Source organism: Actinoplanes sp. HUAS TT8, assembly GCF_051380535.1.
GTDB lineage: Bacteria > Actinomycetota > Actinomycetes > Mycobacteriales > Micromonosporaceae > Actinoplanes.
Genome location: NZ_CP195646.1, coordinates 2,307,929 through 2,327,444 on the forward strand (window position 1 = coordinate 2,307,929; position 19,516 = coordinate 2,327,444).

The 19,516-nt window shown below is 72.4% G+C and carries 20 protein-coding genes; 9 read left to right on the top strand and 11 right to left on the bottom strand.

Annotated elements, in window-relative coordinates; translation table 11 throughout:
* Positions 1–10: 10 nt before the first annotated feature.
* On the top strand, positions 11–340 hold the full coding sequence (locus tag ACSHV8_RS10100) for a hypothetical protein (RefSeq protein WP_436531659.1): 330 nt from the start codon (positions 11–13) through the stop codon (positions 338–340).
* A 183-nt stretch (positions 341–523) separates the two neighbouring features.
* Here ACSHV8_RS10100 and ACSHV8_RS10105 read toward each other — a convergent pair whose 3' ends face one another.
* The 5 genes from ACSHV8_RS10105 to ACSHV8_RS10125 all read right to left on the bottom strand — a co-directional run bounded on the left by ACSHV8_RS10105 (position 524) and on the right by ACSHV8_RS10125 (position 4,736).
* Positions 524–1,126: a hypothetical protein gene (locus ACSHV8_RS10105; RefSeq protein ID WP_436531660.1), complete on the bottom strand. Its 603-nt coding sequence runs from the start codon at positions 1,124–1,126 to the stop codon at positions 524–526.
* 90 nt (positions 1,127–1,216) lie between these two features.
* On the bottom strand, positions 1,217–1,852 hold the full coding sequence (locus tag ACSHV8_RS10110) for a response regulator (protein WP_436531662.1): 636 nt from the start codon (positions 1,850–1,852) through the stop codon (positions 1,217–1,219).
* Entirely contained in the window at positions 1,849–3,114 is a 1,266-nt protein-coding gene (locus tag ACSHV8_RS10115) for a sensor histidine kinase (protein ID WP_436531663.1), read from the bottom strand. The genes ACSHV8_RS10110 and ACSHV8_RS10115 overlap by 4 nt, the downstream gene beginning before the upstream one ends.
* Before the next feature lie 9 nt (positions 3,115–3,123).
* Positions 3,124–3,834, bottom strand: a complete 711-nt coding sequence (locus ACSHV8_RS10120) for a hypothetical protein (RefSeq protein WP_436531665.1) — start codon at positions 3,832–3,834, stop codon at positions 3,124–3,126.
* Positions 3,831–4,736, bottom strand: a complete 906-nt coding sequence (locus ACSHV8_RS10125) for an ATP-binding cassette domain-containing protein (protein ID WP_436531667.1) — start codon at positions 4,734–4,736, stop codon at positions 3,831–3,833. The genes ACSHV8_RS10120 and ACSHV8_RS10125 overlap by 4 nt, the downstream gene beginning before the upstream one ends.
* Before the next feature lie 220 nt (positions 4,737–4,956).
* Here ACSHV8_RS10125 and ACSHV8_RS10130 point away from each other — a divergent pair, with 220 nt between their 5' ends.
* Positions 4,957–8,874: a Pls/PosA family non-ribosomal peptide synthetase gene (locus tag ACSHV8_RS10130; protein WP_436531669.1), complete on the top strand. Its 3,918-nt coding sequence runs from the start codon at positions 4,957–4,959 to the stop codon at positions 8,872–8,874.
* Positions 8,871–10,199: a M1 family metallopeptidase gene (locus ACSHV8_RS10135; protein WP_436536737.1), complete on the top strand. Its 1,329-nt coding sequence runs from the start codon at positions 8,871–8,873 to the stop codon at positions 10,197–10,199. The genes ACSHV8_RS10130 and ACSHV8_RS10135 overlap by 4 nt, the downstream gene beginning before the upstream one ends.
* A 28-nt stretch (positions 10,200–10,227) precedes the next feature.
* Here ACSHV8_RS10135 and ACSHV8_RS10140 read toward each other — a convergent pair whose 3' ends face one another.
* Positions 10,228–11,466 carry an FAD-dependent oxidoreductase gene (locus tag ACSHV8_RS10140; protein ID WP_436531670.1) on the bottom strand — a complete coding sequence of 413 codons (1,239 nt, stop codon included), beginning with the start codon at positions 11,464–11,466 and terminating at the stop codon, positions 10,228–10,230.
* Between the two features lie 90 nt (positions 11,467–11,556).
* Entirely contained in the window at positions 11,557–12,024 is a 468-nt protein-coding gene (locus tag ACSHV8_RS10145) for a MarR family winged helix-turn-helix transcriptional regulator (protein WP_436531672.1), read from the bottom strand.
* Positions 12,025–12,089: 65 nt separating this feature from the next.
* On the opposite strand from ACSHV8_RS10145, the gene ACSHV8_RS10150 reads away from it, so the two are divergent.
* Positions 12,090–12,728, top strand: a complete 639-nt coding sequence (locus ACSHV8_RS10150; RefSeq protein WP_436531674.1) for a DUF3159 domain-containing protein — start codon at positions 12,090–12,092, stop codon at positions 12,726–12,728.
* Here ACSHV8_RS10150 and ACSHV8_RS10155 read toward each other — a convergent pair.
* Entirely contained in the window at positions 12,713–13,660 is a 948-nt protein-coding gene (locus ACSHV8_RS10155; protein WP_436531676.1) for a serine hydrolase domain-containing protein, read from the bottom strand. The genes ACSHV8_RS10150 and ACSHV8_RS10155 overlap by 16 nt on opposite strands.
* Positions 13,661–13,768: 108 nt before the next feature.
* Between ACSHV8_RS10155 and ACSHV8_RS10160 the strand changes: the two genes are divergently transcribed.
* The 4 genes from ACSHV8_RS10160 to ACSHV8_RS10175 all read left to right on the top strand — a co-directional run bounded on the left by ACSHV8_RS10160 (position 13,769) and on the right by ACSHV8_RS10175 (position 15,992).
* A complete protein-coding gene (locus tag ACSHV8_RS10160; protein ID WP_436531678.1) occupies positions 13,769–13,954 on the top strand; it encodes a hypothetical protein in 186 nt (61 codons plus the stop codon).
* Between the two features lie 78 nt (positions 13,955–14,032).
* Complete coding sequence (locus ACSHV8_RS10165; RefSeq protein ID WP_436531680.1) at positions 14,033–14,659, top strand: sigma-70 family RNA polymerase sigma factor; 627 nt, start codon at positions 14,033–14,035, stop codon at positions 14,657–14,659.
* Positions 14,656–14,961 carry a hypothetical protein gene (locus ACSHV8_RS10170; RefSeq protein WP_436531682.1) on the top strand — a complete coding sequence of 102 codons (306 nt, stop codon included), beginning with the start codon at positions 14,656–14,658 and terminating at the stop codon, positions 14,959–14,961. Before ACSHV8_RS10165 ends, ACSHV8_RS10170 begins: the two co-directional genes overlap by 4 nt.
* Positions 14,961–15,992 carry a CHASE domain-containing protein gene (locus ACSHV8_RS10175; RefSeq protein WP_436531683.1) on the top strand — a complete coding sequence of 344 codons (1,032 nt, stop codon included), beginning with the start codon at positions 14,961–14,963 and terminating at the stop codon, positions 15,990–15,992. Before ACSHV8_RS10170 ends, ACSHV8_RS10175 begins: the two co-directional genes overlap by 1 nt.
* Before the next feature lie 11 nt (positions 15,993–16,003).
* Here the strand turns inward: ACSHV8_RS10175 and ACSHV8_RS10180 are convergent, their stop codons facing one another.
* Together ACSHV8_RS10180 and ACSHV8_RS10185 are read right to left on the bottom strand one after the other, a co-directional pair.
* Positions 16,004–16,756 (bottom strand): HpcH/HpaI aldolase family protein, encoded by a 753-nt coding sequence (locus ACSHV8_RS10180; protein ID WP_436531685.1) that lies wholly within the window; start codon positions 16,754–16,756, stop codon positions 16,004–16,006.
* Positions 16,753–17,634 (bottom strand): 2-hydroxy-3-oxopropionate reductase, encoded by an 882-nt coding sequence (locus tag ACSHV8_RS10185; protein ID WP_436531687.1) that lies wholly within the window; start codon positions 17,632–17,634, stop codon positions 16,753–16,755. Before ACSHV8_RS10185 ends, ACSHV8_RS10180 begins: the two co-directional genes overlap by 4 nt.
* Positions 17,635–17,761: 127 nt before the next feature.
* Between ACSHV8_RS10185 and ACSHV8_RS10190 the strand changes: the two genes are divergently transcribed.
* Positions 17,762–18,583 (top strand): NAD-dependent epimerase/dehydratase family protein, encoded by an 822-nt coding sequence (locus tag ACSHV8_RS10190; RefSeq protein ID WP_436531689.1) that lies wholly within the window; start codon positions 17,762–17,764, stop codon positions 18,581–18,583.
* 47 nt (positions 18,584–18,630) lie between these two features.
* Here the strand turns inward: ACSHV8_RS10190 and ACSHV8_RS10195 are convergent, their stop codons facing one another.
* Entirely contained in the window at positions 18,631–19,428 is a 798-nt protein-coding gene (locus ACSHV8_RS10195; protein ID WP_436531690.1) for an IclR family transcriptional regulator, read from the bottom strand.
* Positions 19,429–19,516 lie beyond the last annotated feature (88 nt).

The following is a 19,516-nucleotide window of genomic DNA, read 5'->3' on the forward strand; positions in this document are numbered from 1 at the left end:
TGATCGCGCGATGATCGAACGATCGAAACAAATGCGCGCCGGCCTCGGCATTCTCGGCCGGGCCGCCGTTCTCCTGATCTTCGTGGTCGCCCTGATCCACGCGGCCGAGTTCACGGCCGGCACGTGCAGCCGCGCCGACGGGGCGGCCGGCGGCTGGGCCACCGCGGTCCTGTTCGCCGTGATGGGCCTGCTCGGCCTCCTGCTGCTGGGCCTGTGGCGCACCCGCGGCACCCAGGTCTGGCCCGGCATCCTCCTCGGCTGGGCCCTCGCCGCCCTGGTCACCGTCGCCGTCCTCGCCGCCGAAGCCGCCTACGTCCGCGGCCTCCCGCTCGGCTGCTGACCCCCAGCATCCGCGCCACCCGCCCGTCGGCCCGCTGTCCCGCGGCCGCGCCGCCCCCCACCGGGCTGCTGCCGCCGTGGCCGCGCCGCCTCCCACCGGGCTGCTGCCGCCGTGGCCGCGCTGACTTCCCGTCGGCCCCCTGCCCCGGCCGGCCGCGCGGTCTCCCGCGCGGGGCCGGGCCGGTCAGCAGAGGCCGCAGACGCATGTATTGCTTCGGGGGCGGTTCGCGTTTCCGAAGAGGCGGGGACGCCACGGGCGGCGCAGCGGCGACATTCCGCAACTGCGGAGGAATTCCTTGTCCTCCGGCCGGAGAACGGAATAGTAGTGAAATCCGTAATGAATGGACAGCTCATTTTTCAACTGGGCGCGCAGTAGCGAGGCCTGCCGGATGACCACGCACCCGCGCCGCCGCTCGGCCTCTTCCGCGGACAGCGACGCCAGCTGCCGGGCCAGCGTCGGCGGTGTCATCGCGGCCGGCGGGCAGACGAGGTTCGTGCGCACGGCGACGTACAGGTCACGGGTCGGCGCCGAGGCGAACACGCCGTCCCCGGTGCCGAAGTACCAGTCGACCATGTGGTCGTAGACGACCTTGCGTTCGTCCTCGGTGAGCGGCGTGTCCCGCTCCGGGGTCGCCGTCGCGATGATCGTCCACAGTTTCTGGTAGGAGTCCAGTTGGCGCTCGGCGAGCTTCAACCGGATCTGGCGGCGAAAGCTGTGCACCAGCCAGAGCCCGACGAGCCCCACAAAAATAGTGCTCGCCGTTTGCAGTAAATTGCCGCTCGACATGATGATCCTTAACATGTTGAGGTCAACTTACCGCGCATTGTTCCACCGCCGGTCAAATAGATCTTCGACCGGAATCAATGCGGGCGCGAATTATTCGGCGAGGCCGGAGCGGTAGGCGTAGACGGCGGCCTGCACCCGGTTGGCCAGGCCCAGCTTGCCGAGCAGCGCGCTCACGTGGATCTTCACGGTTCCCTCGGCCAGGTGCAGCCGGCGCCCGATCTCGGCGTTCGACAGGCCGGCCCCGAGCAGCGCCAGCACCTCACGTTCGCGACCGGTGAGGACCTGCACGTCGGCCTGTGCGGCCACCCGCCCGCGCAGCAGCCCGACGATCCGCTGCGCGACCGGCGGCGCCAGGACCGTCCCGCCGTTCACCGCGGCCTTCACCCCGCCGATCAACTCGTACGGATCGCCGGACTTGAGCAGAAACCCGTGCACCCCGGTCTCCAGCGCGCGGGCGATGTATCCGTCCTCGTTGAACGTCGTGATGATCAGCACCCGCACCGCCGGGTGCCGGGCTCGGATCGACTCGGCCGCGGTCAGACCGTCCATTCCGGGCATCCGGATGTCGAGCAGCGCCACGTCCGGCCGGAACCGTTGCACCGCGGTCAGCGCCTCGCGCCCGTCCGAGGCTTCCGCGACGACCTCCAGCTCCGGATCGGACGCGAGCACGGTGCGCAACCCGGCCCGGACCAGCGGCTGATCATCCACGATCAAGATCCGGATCATCCGGTACGCCCGGTCGAGTCCCGCAACCGCACGACCCAGCCGCCCTCGAAGCAGACCGCATAGTTCCCGTACGCCAAGGGATAGTTCCCGTCGGTGTAGTAGTGACACCCCGCCCCGTAGCCGTGACCGAGTCTGATCGGCGCCTCCCGCCCCGGCAGCCGAGCCAGCGCCGCCTCCTGCCCCATCCCCACCCGCAACGAGTCGAACGTCCCCGGCTCCATCGACGCGTCCCGCACCGCCCACGCGTAGAACCCGGTCGCCACCACGAACAGCGCCACCGCGGGCACCAGAACCGTCCCGACCAGGGCCATCCGCGCCCGCCGCCGCCCGCTGTCGTAGTCCGCGTCCTCCCGATCGATCCCCACCGGTATGTCAGCCACGAGCCGGAACAAGCCTTCCGACGACGCCGCGCTCAGCGAACCACCGGCCCGCTCCAGCCGCCCGGCCAGCGCCACCAGCCCGCTCCCTGTCCGATCCGGATTACCACTCGACGGAGCCGTGCCCGGACCGGAGTCACGGGCCGACGGCGTCGCGCCCAGATCCGGTTCACGAGCCGGCGGAGCCGGGCTCAGGTTGCCGGCCGACGGTATCGGGTTCACGATCTCCACCCGCCGGCCACTGAACGTCACGGTCACCGCGGCATCGGGGGCGTGCCGGGCGGCGTTCGACAGGGCCTCGGCCACCAGCCGGGCCACGAACGCCCCCGCCGGCGCCACACCCGCCACCTGGACCGGCATCCCGGCCGCGCGGGCCCGGTCGATCACCGTCGCGACATCCGGATCGGCCTCGGACTCCAGAAGATCGACGATCCGCCGGACGGAGTCGATCGCGGCGGCCGACCCGGCCCGCAGCGCCGCGGCCCGTTCCCGGGTCTCCGCATCGGTCGCCGTCACCTGAATGCCGGCCGCCTGCAGGGACAGCAACGCCAGGTCATGCCCGAGCGTGTCGTGCAGATCGGCCGCGATCCGCGCCCGTTCCTCCAGGCGGGCCCCGCGGGCCCGGGCCCATCCCTGCTCGACGAGGTCCTGCCGCAGCCGCCGGTACGCCCCGGTCAGCGCCCCGAACACGACCAGCACCACGACGAGCTGATCCACCAGCCAGGCCACCGAGTCCTGACTGCGCACGACCGCGATCGCGGCGGCCGCCTCCACGACACCCAGCAGCACGATCACCGCCCACGTCCGCCCGCGCCGCCCGCACAGGTGACCGCCGATGACCACGGCGGCCGCGGCGAGCGCGTACCACTGCCCCCACCCGTGCATGCCGACAGCCTATTGCGCGTCGCGGCGCACGAGCAGCACCTGAGCGCCGGCCAGGGCGGCCACCGTCCAGGCCAGGAGGACCAGGAGATGGCGTATGCCGTCGCCGGCCGCGAAATCCACCGACGCCCACGCCGGGAGGTAGACCCCGAGCCGCTCGTCGACCATCTGCAGCCCGACCAGCAGCACGACCATCGTGGTCAGCGTTCCCACCCCGCTGCGCAGCAGGAACCCCACCCCGGTGGTGAACGCGCAGGCCACCGCCGTGACCACGGCCAGTCGCAGGCAGCCCGCGACCGGATCACCGGCCGCCGCGTGCGGACCCAGCGCGAACGCGCCGGCCGCCCACCCCGCGGCCGAGCCGGCCAGGCCCGCGCCGAAGCCGACGACCACGGCCACCGCGGTCTTGGCCAGCAGCACGTCGCCGCGACGGGGCCGGGCCAGGAACGTGGACCGGATCAGGCCGGTCCCGTACTCCGACGTGACCATCAGCATGGCCAGGGCGACAAGTGCCAGCCGCCCGATCTGGGTGGCCTGGACCAGCGGATCCAGCACGGGCAGCGTCTCGGAAGCCGGGAGGCGGCCGTTGGCGATGTCATAGGCGAAGTCGTTGGCCAGGGTGAACGACAGGCCCGCGGTCAGCAGCACGGCGGCGGCGACGCAGAACCACGGCGACCGCAGCGACCACAGCTTGCCCCACTCGGCGGCGAACGCGGCCCTCATCGGGGCACCGCCACGAACTCGGTCCGGTCCTCGATCAGGCGCACGTAGGCCTCCTCCAGGCTGGGGGCGTCGGTGCGCAGCTCGCGCAGGACCGCGCCGGCTCGGTGCGCGCGGCGGCCGACGTCGGCCGCGTCCCCACCCCGTACGCGCAAACGGTCTTGACCGGTCTTTTCGGCACGATCGCCCATCGCGGTGACGAGCAGGCCGAACGATGCCTCGTCGGCGGCCGCCACCTCGACCGCGGCCGCCTGACCGGCGGTGAACTCGGCCACCGTCGCGTCGGCCAGCAGGCGGCCCCGGCCGATCACCACGACCCGGTCCGCGATCAGGGCGACCTCGCTGATCAGGTGGCTGGTGAGCAGCACCGTGCGGCCCTCGCCGGCCCACGTGCGCAGCAGCTCGCGGACCCAGCGGACACCGTCCGCGTCCAGGCCGTTGACCGGCTCGTCGAGGATCAGGGTGCCCGGATCGCCCAGCATCGCCGCCGCGATGCCGAGCCGTTGGGCCATGCCCAGCGAATACGTCCCGGCCGGGCGCGCGGCGACGGCACCGATCCCGACCTGGTCGATCACCTCCCGCACCCGCGCCCGGGCGAAGCCGTTGTAGCGGGCCAGCGCGAGGAGCCCGGCCCGGCCGCTGCGCCGCGGGTGGAAGGCGCGGGCGTCCAGGTGGGCGCCGACCAGCCGCAACGGACGGCGCAGCTCGGCGTAGCGGCGGCCGTCGACCAGGGCTGTCCCGGAGGTGGGCCGGTCGAGGCCGAGCACGAGGCGCATCACTGTCGACTTGCCGGCCCCGTTCGGCCCGAGCAGCGCGGTGACCTGCCCGGACGGCACGGTGGCGGTAACCTGGTCGACGGCCGTCCGGTCGCCGTACCTTTTGGTGAGGTTCCTGAGCTCGATCACGAGGACCAGCTTTGCGGGTCCGGGTATCGGCCCACATCTGTCTCAGGTCAGTGACCGCGTATGTCTTTGGGCATACCCCGGTGGTGTGTCAGTGGCCACGTCTTCGCAAGTTGGGCGTCATTCTTTGTTTCCCTCCCGTAACTTTGAATGCTGCCCCGGGCGGCGCTGATGCCGCGGACCTGGCTGATGTCTGAACTGCGGTGGAGATGGAGCGCGCCCGGTGACGGTGACCACTGACCTGCGACTGATCGAACTTGCCGAGACCGATGTCTCGGCCGAGGCCCCGGCGGTGTTCCGGTCCGACTCCGCGCCGATCCGTCGCACGCTGGTCGACATCCTGGACGCGACCGTGCGCGACCACGGGGGAGCCCCCGCGATCGATGCCGGCGGCGTGACGCTGACCTACCGTGAGCTGGCCGGACGGGTCGACGAACTGCGGGCGACGCTGCAGGGCCACGGGGTCGGCGTGGGCGACCGGGTGGGCATCCGGATCTCGTCCGGTTCGGCCGAGCTCTACCTGGCCATCCTCGGCGTCCTCGCCGCCGGTGCGGCCTACGTGCCGGTCGACGCGGACGACCCCGAGGAGCGGGCCGAGCTGGTGTTCGGCGAGGCCGGCGTGTGCGCGGTCCTCGGTGACGGGCTGAGCGTCTCGCTGCGCCGTACGCCGGAGGGAATTGCCGGACGACCGGGGCCGGCCGACGACGCCTGGATCATCTTCACCTCCGGTTCCACCGGCACGCCCAAGGGTGTGGCCGTCTCGCACGGCTCCGCGGCCGCGTTCGTGGACGCCGAGGCGCAGATGTTTCTGATCGAGGAGGGTGTCGAGCCGCTCGGCCCGCAGGACCGCGTGCTGGCCGGCCTGTCGGTCGCGTTCGACGCGTCGTGCGAGGAGATGTGGCTGGCCTGGCGGCACGGCGCCTGCCTGGTGCCGGCCGCGCGCTCGCTGGTCCGCAGCGGCGTCGACCTGGGTCCGTGGCTGGCCGGGCAGCGCATCACCGTCGTCTCCACCGTGCCGACCCTGGCCGCGCTCTGGCCGGTCGAGGCCCTGGAGGACGTGCGGCTGCTGATCTTCGGCGGCGAGGCGTGCCCGCCCGAGCTGGCCGAGCGGCTGGCCGTCGAGGGGCGTCAGGTCTGGAACACGTACGGGCCGACCGAGGCGACGGTCGTCGCCTGCGGCGCCCGCCTGACCGGTGAGGGCCCGGTCCGCATCGGGCTCCCGCTCGCGGGCTGGGAACTGGCCGTCGTCGATGCCAACGGCGAACCGGTCGTGATGGGTGGGACCGGCGAGCTGGTCATCGGCGGCGTCGGGCTGGCGCGTTACCTGGACGCGGCCAAGGACGCCGAGAAGTTCGCGCCGCTGCCCTCGCTGGGCTGGGCGCGGGCCTACCGCAGCGGCGACATCGTCCGCGCCGAGCCCGAGGGCCTGCTGTTCCTGGGCCGCGGCGACGAGCAGATCAAGCTCGGCGGCCGGCGCATCGAGATGGGCGAGATCGACGCCGCGCTGCAGGCCCTGCCCGGCGTCGCCGGTGCCGCCGCCGCGATCAAGAAGACCGCCGCCGGCAACCAGCTGCTGGTCGGCTACCTGGTCCCGCACGACAGCGACGCGTTCGACCTGGCCGCGGCCGGCCGGCGCATCCGCGAGCAGTTGCCGGCCGCGCTCGTCCCGCTCCTGGCGGTCGTCGACGACCTGCCGACCCGCACCTCGGGCAAGGTCGACCGGGCCGCGCTGCCCTGGCCGCTGGTCGTGGCCGGCGAGTCCGCGGCCGAGCTGACCGCGGCCGAGGACTGGCTGGCCGGCGGCTGGGAGCAGATCCTCGGCCTGCGTCCGGCCGACGCCGACGCCGACTTCTTCAGCAACGGCGGCAGCAGCCTGAACGCGGCCCAGCTGGTCGCCTGGATCCGGCAGACCTACCCGCAGATGTCGGTCGCCGACATCTACCAGAATCCGCGCCTGTCGCAGATGGCCACCGCGGTCGAGGCGCTCGGCGCGCAGGAGACGTCGCGCCGCGACATCCGGCCCACCCCGCTGTGGTCCGGGCTGGTGCAGGCCCTGCTGATGCTGCCCATGCTCGCACTGGTCGGGCTGCGCTGGCTGACCGTGCTGGCCGCGCTCGGCAAGATCCTGGCCCTGATCTCGGCCGCGCCGTGGGCGCCGCAGGTGTCCTGGTCGTGGATCGCGGCCAGCTGGATCGTGCTGTTCAGCCCGGCCGGGCGGATCGCGGTCACGGCGGCCGGCGCCCGGCTGCTGCTGCGCGGCGTCGGGCCCGGTGACTACCCGCGCGGCGGGGGTGTGCACCTGCGGTTGTGGGCGGCCGAACGGCTGGCCGAGCTGACCGGGGCCAACGGGGTCACCGGGGCGGGATGGATGATCACGTACGCGCGGGCGCTCGGCGCGCGCATCGGGCGCGACGTCGACCTGCACTCGGCGCCGCCGGTGACCGGCCTGCTCAAACTCGGCCGTGGGGTGGCCATCGAGCCCGAGGTCGACCTGTCCGGCTACTGGATCGACGGTGACCTGGTCCGGGTCGGCATGCTCCGGGTCGGGGCCGGCGCCCGTGTCGGTTCGCGCAGCACGCTCATGCCCGGCGCGCGGGTCGGCAAGAACGCGCGGATCGCGGCCGGGTCGACCGTCACCGGTGCGGTCCCGGCCGGTCAGCGCTGGGCCGGCTCCCCGGCCGTGCCCGCCGCGGCCAAGGACGGCGAGGGCTGGCCGGCGCAGCGTCCGGAGCGGCACCGGTTCGGCTCCAAGTTCTGGGTGGCCGCGTACAGCGCCACCGCTCACCTGCTCGGCCTGGTGCCGGTCGTGGCCGCGCTGCCCGCGCTCGCACTGCTCGGCTACGCGCTCGGCGAGCGGCCGACGGCCGGCGCGGCGCTGCTGGCCGCCCCGGTCGCCGCGATCGCCTACGTGATCACGTACGCGATGGTCGTGCTCGTCGCTGTTCGCATGCTCGGCATCGGCATGCGGGAGGGCTTCCACCCCGTGCAGGGGCGGCGGGCCTGGCAGGTCTGGACGACCGAGCGGCTGATGGGGATGGCGCGGACGGCGCTGTTCCCGATCTACTCCAGCCTGTTCACCCCGGTGTGGCTGCGCCTGCTCGGGGCCAAGGTCGGCCGCAACGTCGAGGCGTCGACCGTGCTCGCGCTGCCGAAGATGACGACCGTGGACGACGGGGCGTTCCTGGCCGACGACACGATGGTCGCCACCTACGAGCTGAGCCACGGCTGGCTGCGTGTCGCCCCGGCCCGCATCGGCAAGCAGGCGTTCCTCGGCAACTCGGGCATGGCCGCCCCCGGCCGCTCGGTGCCCAAGCGCGGCCTGGTCGGCGTGCTCTCCTCGGCGCCGCGCAAGGCCAAGAAGGGCTCGTCGTGGCTGGGTGCCCCGCCGATGCCGCTGCGCCGCACGGTCGGGGCGTCCGACGCCAACCGCACCTACGCGCCGCCGCTGCGGCTCAAGCTGGCCCGCGCCGTCTTCGAGCTGTGCCGGGTCGTCCCGGTCATGCTGGCCGGCCTGCTGGTCGTCGGGGTGCTGGCCGTGCTCGCGCTGATCTGGCAGCAGGCCGGTGGCTGGGTGACCGCGCTGGCCGCCGGTCCGATCCTGCTGGCCGGCGCGATCGTCTCGGCCCTGGTCGCCTCGGCCGCGAAGTGGCTGCTGGTGGGCCGGTTCCGGGTCACCGAGCACGCGCTCTGGACGTCGTTCGTGTGGCGCAACGAGCTGGCCGACACGTTCGTCGAGGCGTTCGCGGCGCCGTGGTTGTTCCGTTTCGCCAACGGCACCCCGCTGCTCAGCATGTGGCTGCGCACGCTCGGCGCCAAGATCGGCCGTGGGGTCTGGCTGGAGACGTACTGGCTGCCCGAGTACGATCTGGTGCGCCTCGGCGCCGGCGCGACCGTCAACCGGGGGTGCGTTGTTCAAACCCACCTGTTCCATGATCGGATCATGAGCATGGACGAGGTGACACTGGGCGCGGGCGCGACGCTCGGCCCGCACGGCATCGTGCTGCCCGGCGCGAGCATCGGTGAACGCAGCACGGTCGGACCCGGCTCGCTGGTCACCCGCGGTGACGCCGTGCCCGGTGACAGTCAGTGGCTGGGAAACCCGATCGCGGCCTGGCCGGCCTCGGCTCGCCGGCGGTCATGACCCCGGCGGCATCCCCGGGTGCCGAGCATTCGGCCGACCCGTATCTGCCCGCGCACGGCAACGGCGGATATCGGGTGCTGCACTATGACCTCGACATCGACTACCGGGTGCAACAGAACCGGATCACCGGCACGGCGGTCGTCACCGCGCGTGCCGTCCAGTCGCTGTCCCGGTTCACCATCGACCTCGGACGTTTCCGCGTGCGGGACGTCCGGGTCGACGGTCGGCCGGCGAAATTCGACCACCGGCCCGACAAACTGCGCATCCGGCCCGACCGGCCGATCAGCTACGGCGCCATTTTCAAGATCGAGATCAGGTACGGGGGGAAGCCCGCACCCATCTCGGGACGCTGGGGCGACATCGGCTGGGACGAGCTGACCGACGGCGCCCTGGTGGCCAGCCAGCCGAACGGGGCGCCGTCGTGGTTCCCGTGCAACGACCGGCCCGACGACAAGGCGACCTTCCTGATCGCGGTGACCGCGGCGTCCGCGTACACCGTGGTCGTCACCGGTGACCTGGTCGCGCGCCGCCGCGCCCCCGGCACCATCACCTGGGTGTACGAGCGGAACGAGCCGACCGCGCCGTACCTGATGAGCGTGCAGGTCGGCCGCTACGACCTGGTCGAACTGGCGCCCGGGCGGATCGTGCAACGCGCCGCCGTCCCGCCGCGCTCCCTGCTGACGTTCCGGCACGACTTCGGGCGGCACGGCGAGATCATGGCCGCGCTGGAGCATCTGTTCGGGCCGTACCCGTTCCGCGAATACGTCGTGGTCGTCGCCGACGACGACCTGGACGACCCGATCGAGGCCCAGGGCATGGCCGTCTTCGGGCGCAACCACCTCGACGGGCAGCGCACCCACGAACGGCTCGTCGTGCACGAGCTGGCCCACCAGTGGTTCGGCAACAGCCTGACCGTGGCCAGCTGGCGGCACATCTGGCTCAACGAGGGCTTCGCGACGTACGCGGAATGGTTGTGGTCCGGCGCCTCGGGCGGCCGGTCGGCGGCCGCGCACGCCGCCCAGTGGCACGCGTGGGCGGCCACCCAGCCGGCCGTCATCACCGTGGCCGACCCGGGCGTGGACCGGATGTTCGACCCGCTCGTCTACAAGCGCGGGGCGCTGACCCTGCACGCGCTGCGCGCCCGGATCGGGGAGGCGGCGTTCTTCGCGGCGGTGCGCTCGTGGGTGGCCGAGCACCGGCACAGCACGGTGACGACCGAGCAGTTCCGGGCGCACGTGGCCCGCTTCACGACCCGGCCGTTGGACGACCTGTTCGAGGCCTGGCTGGACCGGCCCGCGCTGCCGCCGCTGCCCCGCACGTCCTGAGGTCCGCGCGCCGCCCGGCCTGGGCCGGTCAGCCTCTCGGAAGGGTCGGGCCGAACATCTTCCGGCGGAGGATCGGCAGGTGGTTCCCGGCCCGGAGCAGGGTGCGGAAGATCGCTCGGCCCGCCGGTGAGGCCAGGGTCGCGTTCGTCGCGTTACGGGTGGAGAGCTTGAGGGCGCGGTTCGCGTATTCCCGCATGACCGTCTCGTAGGCCCCGACCGCGCGCACCGGGTCACCGCCGCCGGTGAGGGCCTGCCGCAGCTGGTCGGCGTCGCGCAAGGCGGTGTTGGCGCCGATGCCGGCCATCGGCGTCATGTTGTGGACGGCGTCGCCGAGCAGGGTGACCGGTCCCGGTTCCCAGTCGGGCAGCGGCGGCATGGTGCGCAGGGGCACGGCCGTGACAGCAGCGGGGTCGGTGGCGCCGACGACGGCGCGCAGGGCGTCGTCCCAGTCGTGGACACGGTCGGTGACCAGCTGTTTGAGCCGGGAACCGTCGTAGTCGTCGACGCCGGCGGGGTAGGACGTCCGCGCCGCCGCCCAGGCCCAGACGAGGTAGCGGTCGGCGCCCTGGCTGAGGTCGGCGTTGTCGGGGTCCCCGGTGGTCCAGGTGGACAGGAACATCCAGCCGCTCCCGGCCGGCACCACGTTGTTGATGCCACCGTCGGTCAGCTCGGCCGGCAGGACGGCGGCGAGGGCCGGGGTGAGCGGGACCCGGCCGGCGACGTTGAGGATGCCGAGATCCAGGCGTCGCAGGTCGGGCAGGCGCTGACCGCGGACACGGGAGTTGCTGCCGTCGGCACCGACCAGCAGGTCACCGTCGGCGTGGGTGCCGTCGGTGAAGTGGGCGCGGACGCCGGTGCCGGTGATCTCGTACCGCTCGAAGGTCTTGGCCCAGTGCACGGTGTCGGCGTCGACCAGGAGGGCTTCGCGCAGCTTGCCGCGGCTGATGGCCCGACGCTTGGTGACCGGGTCGGTGGCGTGCTCGGGAAAACGCCTGTCGACGGTGGCCAGAACACCGCGGCGCGGGTCGTGGAAGCGGATGATCAGCGGGGCGGGCATGCCGTCGGCGTCGATCTGCTTCCAGTTCCGCGCGGGCAGGCTGTCGTGCAGGGCCCGCAGGCCGTCGGCGTCGAGGTGGATGCCGTAGCTGGCCGGCTGCCCGCCGTGCCGCGGCGAGCGCTCGTAGACCTGGGCGTCGAGGCCGGCCCGGCGCAGGCCGTGCAGCAGGGTCAGGCCACCGAGTCCGGCGCCGATGATCAGGACACGCATGGGAGAGCCTTTCGAGGGTGGAGGGCGCGCGGGAACCGCTGACCGGCGTGGATCGGATGCCGGTCGGCCAGGGGCCGGGTGGTCGGGGCCTCAGGCGCCGATCATGAGGCGTAGCAGCAGCTGGAGCTGCTCGTTCTGCTCCGGGCTGAGCGGCGCGGTCGCCGCCGCCGAGACGGGCGCGGCGGCCTCGTAGGCGCGGGCGAACACGTCGTGGCCGTGGTCGGTCAGGGTGACCGCCCGCAGCCGCCGGTCGCCGGGCACCAGCTCGCGCGAGGCCAGGCCGAGGCGCTCGAGGTCGTCGACGATCCGCACGATCGACGCCTTGTCGTGGTCGGTCTGCGCGACCAGGTCACGCTGGTTGAGGGGGCCGCTCGCGTTCAGGCGCATCAGCACCACGAGGTGCCGCCGCTCGATGCCGAACGGGGCCAGCGCCGCGTCCATCGCCGAGGCGAAGCGCTCGTGCGCCTGGCGCAGCAGCAGCCCCAGCGCGAACGGCGACCCGGCCCGCGGGTTTTCCGGAGTTTCCGCTGCTGACGACGAGGCGGTATCAGTGGTCACGCCGGAACACTATCCCGCAAGAAACAGACTTGCAAGAGACAGTTTCACGTGAGACGGTTTTACCCGTGACCAATCAAGAGACCGTGCCGCAGACCGGATGGGCCGCGGTCAAGCAGACCTGGAGCGACCCGCGGAAATGGGTCGGCGTCCTGCTGGCCACCGCGCCCAGCCTGGTCTTCGTGGCCGTCAACGCGGCCACCTCGCTCTACCCGGCGATCGGGGCGGCAGCGGCCACCGCCGTCGCCGGGCTGGGCTATCGGCTGGCCCGCCGGGAGTCGGCCCGATCCGCCCTGGTCGGCATCCTCGTGGTGGCCGCCTGCGCCGGTGTGGCCGCGTTCACCGGGCAGGCCCGCGGGTTCTTCCTGGTGCCGATGCTGATCCCGTTCGCGGCGATCCTGATCTGCCTGGCCACCGTCGTGGCCCGGCGCCCACTGACCGGGCTGATCCTCAACCGGGTCACCGGCGGACCCCGCGACTGGTATCGCGACCGCCGGCTGCTCCGGGTGCACCTGATCGCCACGAGCGCGGCCATCGCGGTCAACGTCGTCAACGCCGCCGTGCAGGTGATCTCCTACGGCCGCGGGGACACCGTCGTGCTGGCCGTGGCGCACGCCGCGACCGGCCCGGTCTTCGCCACCCTGGTCGCGGTCACGATCGTCGCGGTCCGTCGCACCCTCGCCCAGCCGGGTCAGCGGGTGCCGTAGTGGCGGGCGGCCAGGTCGACGAGGGCGCGCAGCAGATCGAGACGGTCGTCGGTGTTCATCATCACGGCGACCGCGGTGCCCGACGCCGGCCAGACGAACGAGAAGCAGCTGAACCCGGTGTTCTGCCCGGTGTGCCCGAAGCATCCCTCGCCGAGCTCGGTGCCCAGGCCGAACCCGCCCGGCACCTGCGGGGTCACCATCTGCGCGGCCAGATCGGCCGGCAGCAGCGCCGACTCGCCCACCGTGGCCCGGAGGATCTCCCGCTCCAGGCGCACCAGGTCGGCCGGGGTGCTCCACAGGCCGGCGCCGGCCATCTCCGGCTGGGTGTGCCAGCCGCCGGGAACCGGAACCCCGCCGGTGCGGCCACGGGCAGCGCGGTGCTCATGTCCGTACGGGAAATGCTGGTTGAAACTGCTGGTGGTCATGCCCACCGGGTCCAGGACGAGCGCGGCCGTCAACGTGTCGAACGGGGACCCGGTCACGTCGGTCAGCAGCTGCTGGAGCACCGCGTAGTGGCTCCCGGAATAGCGGAACTCGGTGCCCGGCGGCAGTTCGCGCCGCACCGGGGGAGTGTTGGCCGGCGGCTCACCCCGCAAAATCTGAAGCATTGAGGGTACGGGCTCGCCCACGGCATACCCGGGGAACCAGTTCTTCGTCAGCCCCGCGGTGTGGGCCAGCACCTGACGCACGGTGACCGTGCCCTCGCCCGGCAACCGCCAGGTGGTCAGATAGTCGTTGACGTCGGCGTCGAGCTCGATCGTGCCGTCGGCGACCAGCCGCAGCGTGCCGAACGCGGCCACGTGCTTGCTGATCGAGCACGCGGGGAACAGCAGGTCGTCGCCGCCGGTCCAGATCTCCCGGCCGGGCCGGGCGACCGCGACCCCGATGCCGTCGTCCGGAACGAGGTCGCGCCACTCCGCTTCGAAACCCATGGTTCCCGAGTATGCCGCCGGCCCACCCGACTTCACGGAATGCTCGCCCGCGCCCCTCTTCCGGACGAGACAGCCATCCGGCTGTCGCGAGATCGGGAAGGTGAGTGCGTGGTGAAGAGCATCGGCGAGTCTCGACCGACGCGGTGGTCGGCCGGAAACCTGGTGATGGTGATCAACGGGATTCTCGTGGGCGTGGGCGGAGTGTTCCTGGCGACCGCATCGGTGCTGGTCACGGTGGTCGCCGCCGTTGCCGCGGTCCTGCTCGCGGCGCTGATCGTCCTGGTTCACCGCTGACGCGGCAGTCTCGATCGTCCGGCCGGAAAAATCGTCGTAAATCATGTCACAGTCGGGCCGGACGGATGCCTCTACTGATTGACAGCCGGCCTCGACGACGAGCAGAAGCAGGTGCCGATGGGCCCGAAGGGGAACAGCCTCCCAGCAGCCGGTCCGCAGCTGCCCCCGGCAGCGGAGTTCGACCCGTTCTTCGATCGCCTCTACCCGCAGTTGGTCAAGTACGGCGCGGTCGTGTGGGGAAGTGTTCTCGACGCGGAGGAGGCGGCCGCCGACGCGATGAGCTACCTGTATCTGCACTGGGACGTGATCGAGAGCAAAGAGGCATACGCCCGGACGATGGTGACGCGATCGATCGGTCGTCTGCGCCGCAATGCCGCCCGGCTCGACCAGACGGGCGCGGTCGAGGAGCGCGCGGAGCCGGACAGCGGCGACGCGGCCGGCGAATGCGCCGACCGGCAGTGGATCGTCGAACTGCTGCGGACACTGCCGCCCACCCAGCAGGCGGTCATGGCCGGATTCTTCGACCAGGTTCCGACCGCCGACATCGCCGCCGCACTGGGCAAGACCGAAGCGGCCGTACGGAAGAACCTGCAGCTGGCCCGGCGCCGATTACGAGACGAGATCGAGCGGCAGAGAACGTGCGACAGCCTGCCGCCGCTCTCGGCAACCGTCGCCGCCCCAACGCCCGGGAGGGAGTTCCAGTGACCAACTTCGAGGATTACGAGCCGGCCCAGGCGCCCGTCGGCGAGCTGATGTCCGAGGTGATCGATCTGGCCGACCAGGCCGTCGCCGCCAGGCTGGCCGACGGTCAGCTGGCCATGCGCCGGGAGATTCTCAAGCTGTCGGCGTCCCCCGGTGCCGAGGCCGTGACCGGTCCGTCGCGGCACGCGGGTTCGTGTGTGTGTGTGCCCGCCCCCGCCCGGCGAGCCGGCTCCGTCGCCGAGCCGGGCGGGTGGCGGCCAGGTCCCGGCCGGGTTCGCGGCTGTGGAGGCCGGGCGTCCTGCTGATGATCGTGCTGCTGGGGCTGGTCGGTACCGGGCTGTCGGCGTCCGCGTCGCGTCGCGCGAATGAGCAGTGGGCTGCTCGGACCATGGACGCCCGCGCCCAGGATGCGAAAGTGACGTTGTCCGATGATTTCGACCGGTACGCCAGCCGGCTCCACGCGTTCGCCGCTGCGGCGGGCACGCGGGAACGACTGGACGCCGCGAGTCTGTGGGACTCCGCCGCGCCGCTGGACCTGCCGAGCCTGCCGGCGGCCGATGTGGTGTCCTTCGTCGTTCCGGCCGACACCGGGCAGATTCCCCAGGTGCAGGCGCGGTGGCGTACCCGGGGGGCGACCGACCTCCTTCTGCGGCCCGCCGATTCGACCGGCCTGCACCTGTTCGCAGTACTCACCTGGACGGTGAGCGAAGGCGGCTTCGCCGCGGACGGCAATGACCTCGTGACGACGTCGGCTGTGGCCGACTCGTTGAGCGACTCCTTGGCCCGCGGCGCGGTCACGGCGAGCCCGCCATACCAACTACTTCGGGATGGCGGTCGTCCCTCGCAGCCCGAGCAGGTTTCCACAGTTCTCAGCATGCCGGTCTACGGGACGGCCGCCGATGTGCCGGACCGGGGCCGGTTCCGCGGCTGGATGGTCCTGGGGCTGAGCCTGCAGGACTTCCTGTCCGGGAACGTCGCGGGAACCACGGCGGGAGATGCGGCCGTGAGCCTTCGAGACGCCAGCTCGAAAGGTGGAAACGGAGCGACGGCCACCTACCCGCCCGGCTCGGCCGTCGCGGTCACCGCGAAACGGACGGACATCTACGCGTGGAACCGGGTCTGGGAGCTGAGTCTGGCCGCCGACGTCGGCCTGCTCAGGCACGGATCCGGTTCGGAGAGGTCCACCTGGGCGATCGGTGCGGTGATCACCGTGCTGCTGGTCGGGCTCACTCTGATCGCCGCCGGCCTGGTCGAGCCCGTGCCGACCGGGCCCTTCCGCCTGCGCGCCAGGAGATCGCGGAAGGGCAGGACGGTCGCGGGGAATGCGTTGTTCTGAAGGCCGGCCGGTCAGGGGCGCAGGTGGTGGACCGCGTCGGCGGCGGCTCGGGCCAGCAGCGAGGCGTCCGAGCCGACGCCGACGAAGCGGAACCCCGCGGCCGTGTAGGCGGCGGCCTGCTCCGGGTCGCCGGCCAGGATCCCGGCGGTGATCCCGGCGTTCTTGGCCGCGGCCAGGACCTGGTCGAGCGCGGCGGTGAACGCCGGCGCGGTGAACCGGCCGGCGCAGCCCAGGTCGGTGGAGAGGTCGCGCGGGCCGACGAACAGGACGTCGACGCCGGGCACGGCGGCGATTTCCGCGGTCGCGGCCAGGGCGCTGCGGCTCTCGATCTGCACGATGCCGACCACGCCGTCGTTGGCGGTGGTCAGGCGGTCGGGGCGCAGGCCGAAGTCGTACACCCGGTTGTAGGTGGCGACGCCGCGGTCGCCCTCGGGCGGGTAGCGCAGGTGGCGGACGGCCGCGCGGACGTCGTCGACCGAGTCCAGGCGGGGGAACATCACCCCGGCCACTCCGGCGTCGAGCAGCCGGCCGGTGCGGATGCGTTCGGCCGATTCGACGCGGGCCAGCATCGGGATCCGGTGGGCCTCGCCGGCCAGCTGCTGGTGCAGCAGGGCCTGTTCGTCGCCGCCGCCGTGTTCGAGGTCGACCAGCAGCCAGTCGAAGCCGGCGACCGCGCACGCCTCGGTGGCCAGGGCCGAGCCGAGCCCGAGGAACGTGCCGTACAGGGTGTCGCCGGCGGCCAGCCGGTCGCGCAGCCCACTCATCGGGACCGGCCCGACAGCTGCTCGACGCCGCGCAGCAGCACCCCGTGGTCGAGGTCGCCGTAGCCGCGCTCGCGGACCGCCTCGATCAGCTGGGCGACGAGTTCCCCGGCGGGCAGCGCGACCTTGGCGGCCCGGGCCGCGTCGAGCACGATCCCGAAGTCCTTATGGTGCAGGTCTATCCGGAAGCCCGGCTCGAAGCGGCGTTCCAGCATCGCCGGCCCTTTGCGGTCGATGACCGTGCTGCCGGCCAGCCCGCCGCCGAGCACCCGTAGTCCGAGGGCCGGGTCGACGCCGCTGGCCTCCAGCAGCACGATCGCCTCGGCCACCAGCTCGATGGTGCCGCCGACGACCAGCTGGTTGGCCGCTTTGACGAGCTGACCGGCGCCGGCCGGGCCGACGTGCACGACGGTGGTGCCGAGCGTTTCGAGGACCGGGCGGGCCCGTTCGAACGCGACGGCGGCGCCGCCGACCATGATGGACAGTACGGCGTCGATCGCCCCCTGCTCGCCCCCGGACACGGGCGCGTCGAGCGCCTGCAGGCTGGCCGCCCCGGCCGCGCTCGCGACGAGCCGGGCGGTCTGCGGCCGGACCGTGCTCATGTCGATGATCAGCGCGCCCGGGTCGGCGTGCCGGATCACCCCGTCCGGCCCGAGCAGCACCTGCTCCACGTCGGGGGAGTCGGGCAGCATCGTGATCACCACGTCGGCGCCGCGTACGGCCTGCGCGATCGTGTCCGCATGGCGGCCACCGGCGGTGACGAGCCGGTCGGTGCCGCCGGGGCGGCGGGTGTGGCCGGCCACGTCGTAGCCGGCCTTCACCAGGTTGCCGGCCATCGGCGCGCCCATCACGCCGAGACCGATGAAGGCGATCGTCCACATATGTAGATGCCAATCCTGTAGTTGGATGCTGCCCAACATAGGAAAGGCAAGAGCAAGGGTCAAGACGCATTTACGTACGAGGATGTCTGCTACTGTCGGCGACCACTGAGAGGAAGGGAGGGCGTCGATGCGCATCCTGGTCACCGGTGGAGCGGGCAAGGTCGCCACCACCCTGCGGTCCCGCCTGGTCGCCGACGGGCGGGTGCTGCGCCTGTTCGACCTGGTCCGCCCGGCCGCCGTCGAGGGTTCCGGCCCGGAGGAGGTCGTGCTCGGTTCGCTCGCCGACCCGGACGCGGTGGCCGCCGCCTGCCAGGGCGTGGACGCGATCGTGCACCTGGGCGGGCAGAGCAAGGAGGCCGACGCCGGCGAGGTGCTGCGGGCCAACGCGCTCGGGACGTATCACCTGCTGGAGAGCGCCCGCCGCCAGGGCATCACACGGCTGATGCTGGCCTCGTCGTCGCACGCCGCCGGCTTCCACGTGCGCGACGCCGAGGCGTACCCGGATGGTCTGCCCGCCGATCTGCCGCCGCGCCCGGACACCCTCTACGGCTGGAGCAAGGCGGCCGTCGAGTCCCTGGCCGGCCTGTACGTCGACCGGTTCGGCCTGGACGTGATCTGCGTGCGCATCGGCCTGTGGTTCCCGACCCCGCCGCAGAACCGGGGCCTGGCCACCTGGCTCTCCCCGGACGACGGCGCCCGCCTGGTCGAGGCGTGTCTGTCCGCACCGAGCCCGGGCTTCCGGATCGTCTGGGGCGTCAGCCGCAACACCCGGCGCTGGTGGTCCCTGGCCGAGGGTGAGGCGATCGGCTACGTCCCGAAGGACGATGCCGAGGTCTTCGCGGCCGAGCGCATCGCCGAGTTCGGCGAGCCCGACTTCGACGCCGACCCGGAACTGAACCGGGTCGGCTCGTGGTGGTGCGACTGGCCCCTGGCCCAGCGCATGGGCTGACTTCCTGCACGCCGCCGAAAAACCAGCGGCGCACGCCGCCGAAAAATCTAACGAATGCCCTCGCGGCGCAGCGTGCGCGCGAGCGCCGAGACGTGCCGGGTCACCGCGTCAGCCACCTGCTGCACGTGTTCGGGGGTGGCCCGGCCGGCCGGCATCGAGCAGGACACCGCGTCGCTGGCCGGGATCCGGTACCCGACCGCCACCGCCACGCAGGCCACACCCTCGGTGTTCTGCTCCCGTTCGAACGCCCAGCCCCGCTTGCGGACCGCGTCGAGCTCCTCGTGCAGCGCCGACCGGTCGGTGATGCTGCCCGGTCGCAGCGCGTCCAGGGTGGCCGGCAGCAGCGCGTCGACCTCGGTCTCGGTCAGCTCGGCGAGCAGCGCCTGCCCGAGCCCGGTGACGTGGGCCGGGAGCCGCCGGCCGACCCGGGACACCCGCCCGCTGGAGTCGCGCGCCTCCCGGCTGGCCAGGTAGAGCACGTGCGCGTCGTCGCGCCGGGCGTAGTGGATCGTGTAGCCGAGTTCGCCGCGCAGATCCTCGATCGTCTCCTGGGCGAATCGCAGGGCCGGGTCGCGGTCCAGATACGCCGTTCCGGACAGCAGTGCGTGCGGGCCGACCCCGAACGCCGAGCCGCTCTCGTCGGCCTCCACCCATTTGAGTTCGCGCAGCGTGCGCACCAGCGCGTGCAGGCTGGACCGCGGGTAACCCATCCGCTCCTGCAGCTCGGAGAGCGTGAGCCGGGTCGGCGAGGCGGCCAGGGTCTCCAGGATCCGCACGGTCCGCTCGGCCGATTTCACCGGCGAGACGTCATTGGCCGTCGTAGATCCGTCAAGTGCCTGCGGCATTGATACCCACCATTGATAAGGAGTGTTGACGGTCATCATACCGGCGGCTAGCTTATCCCTACTTACGTGACACACACGAAACATGCGT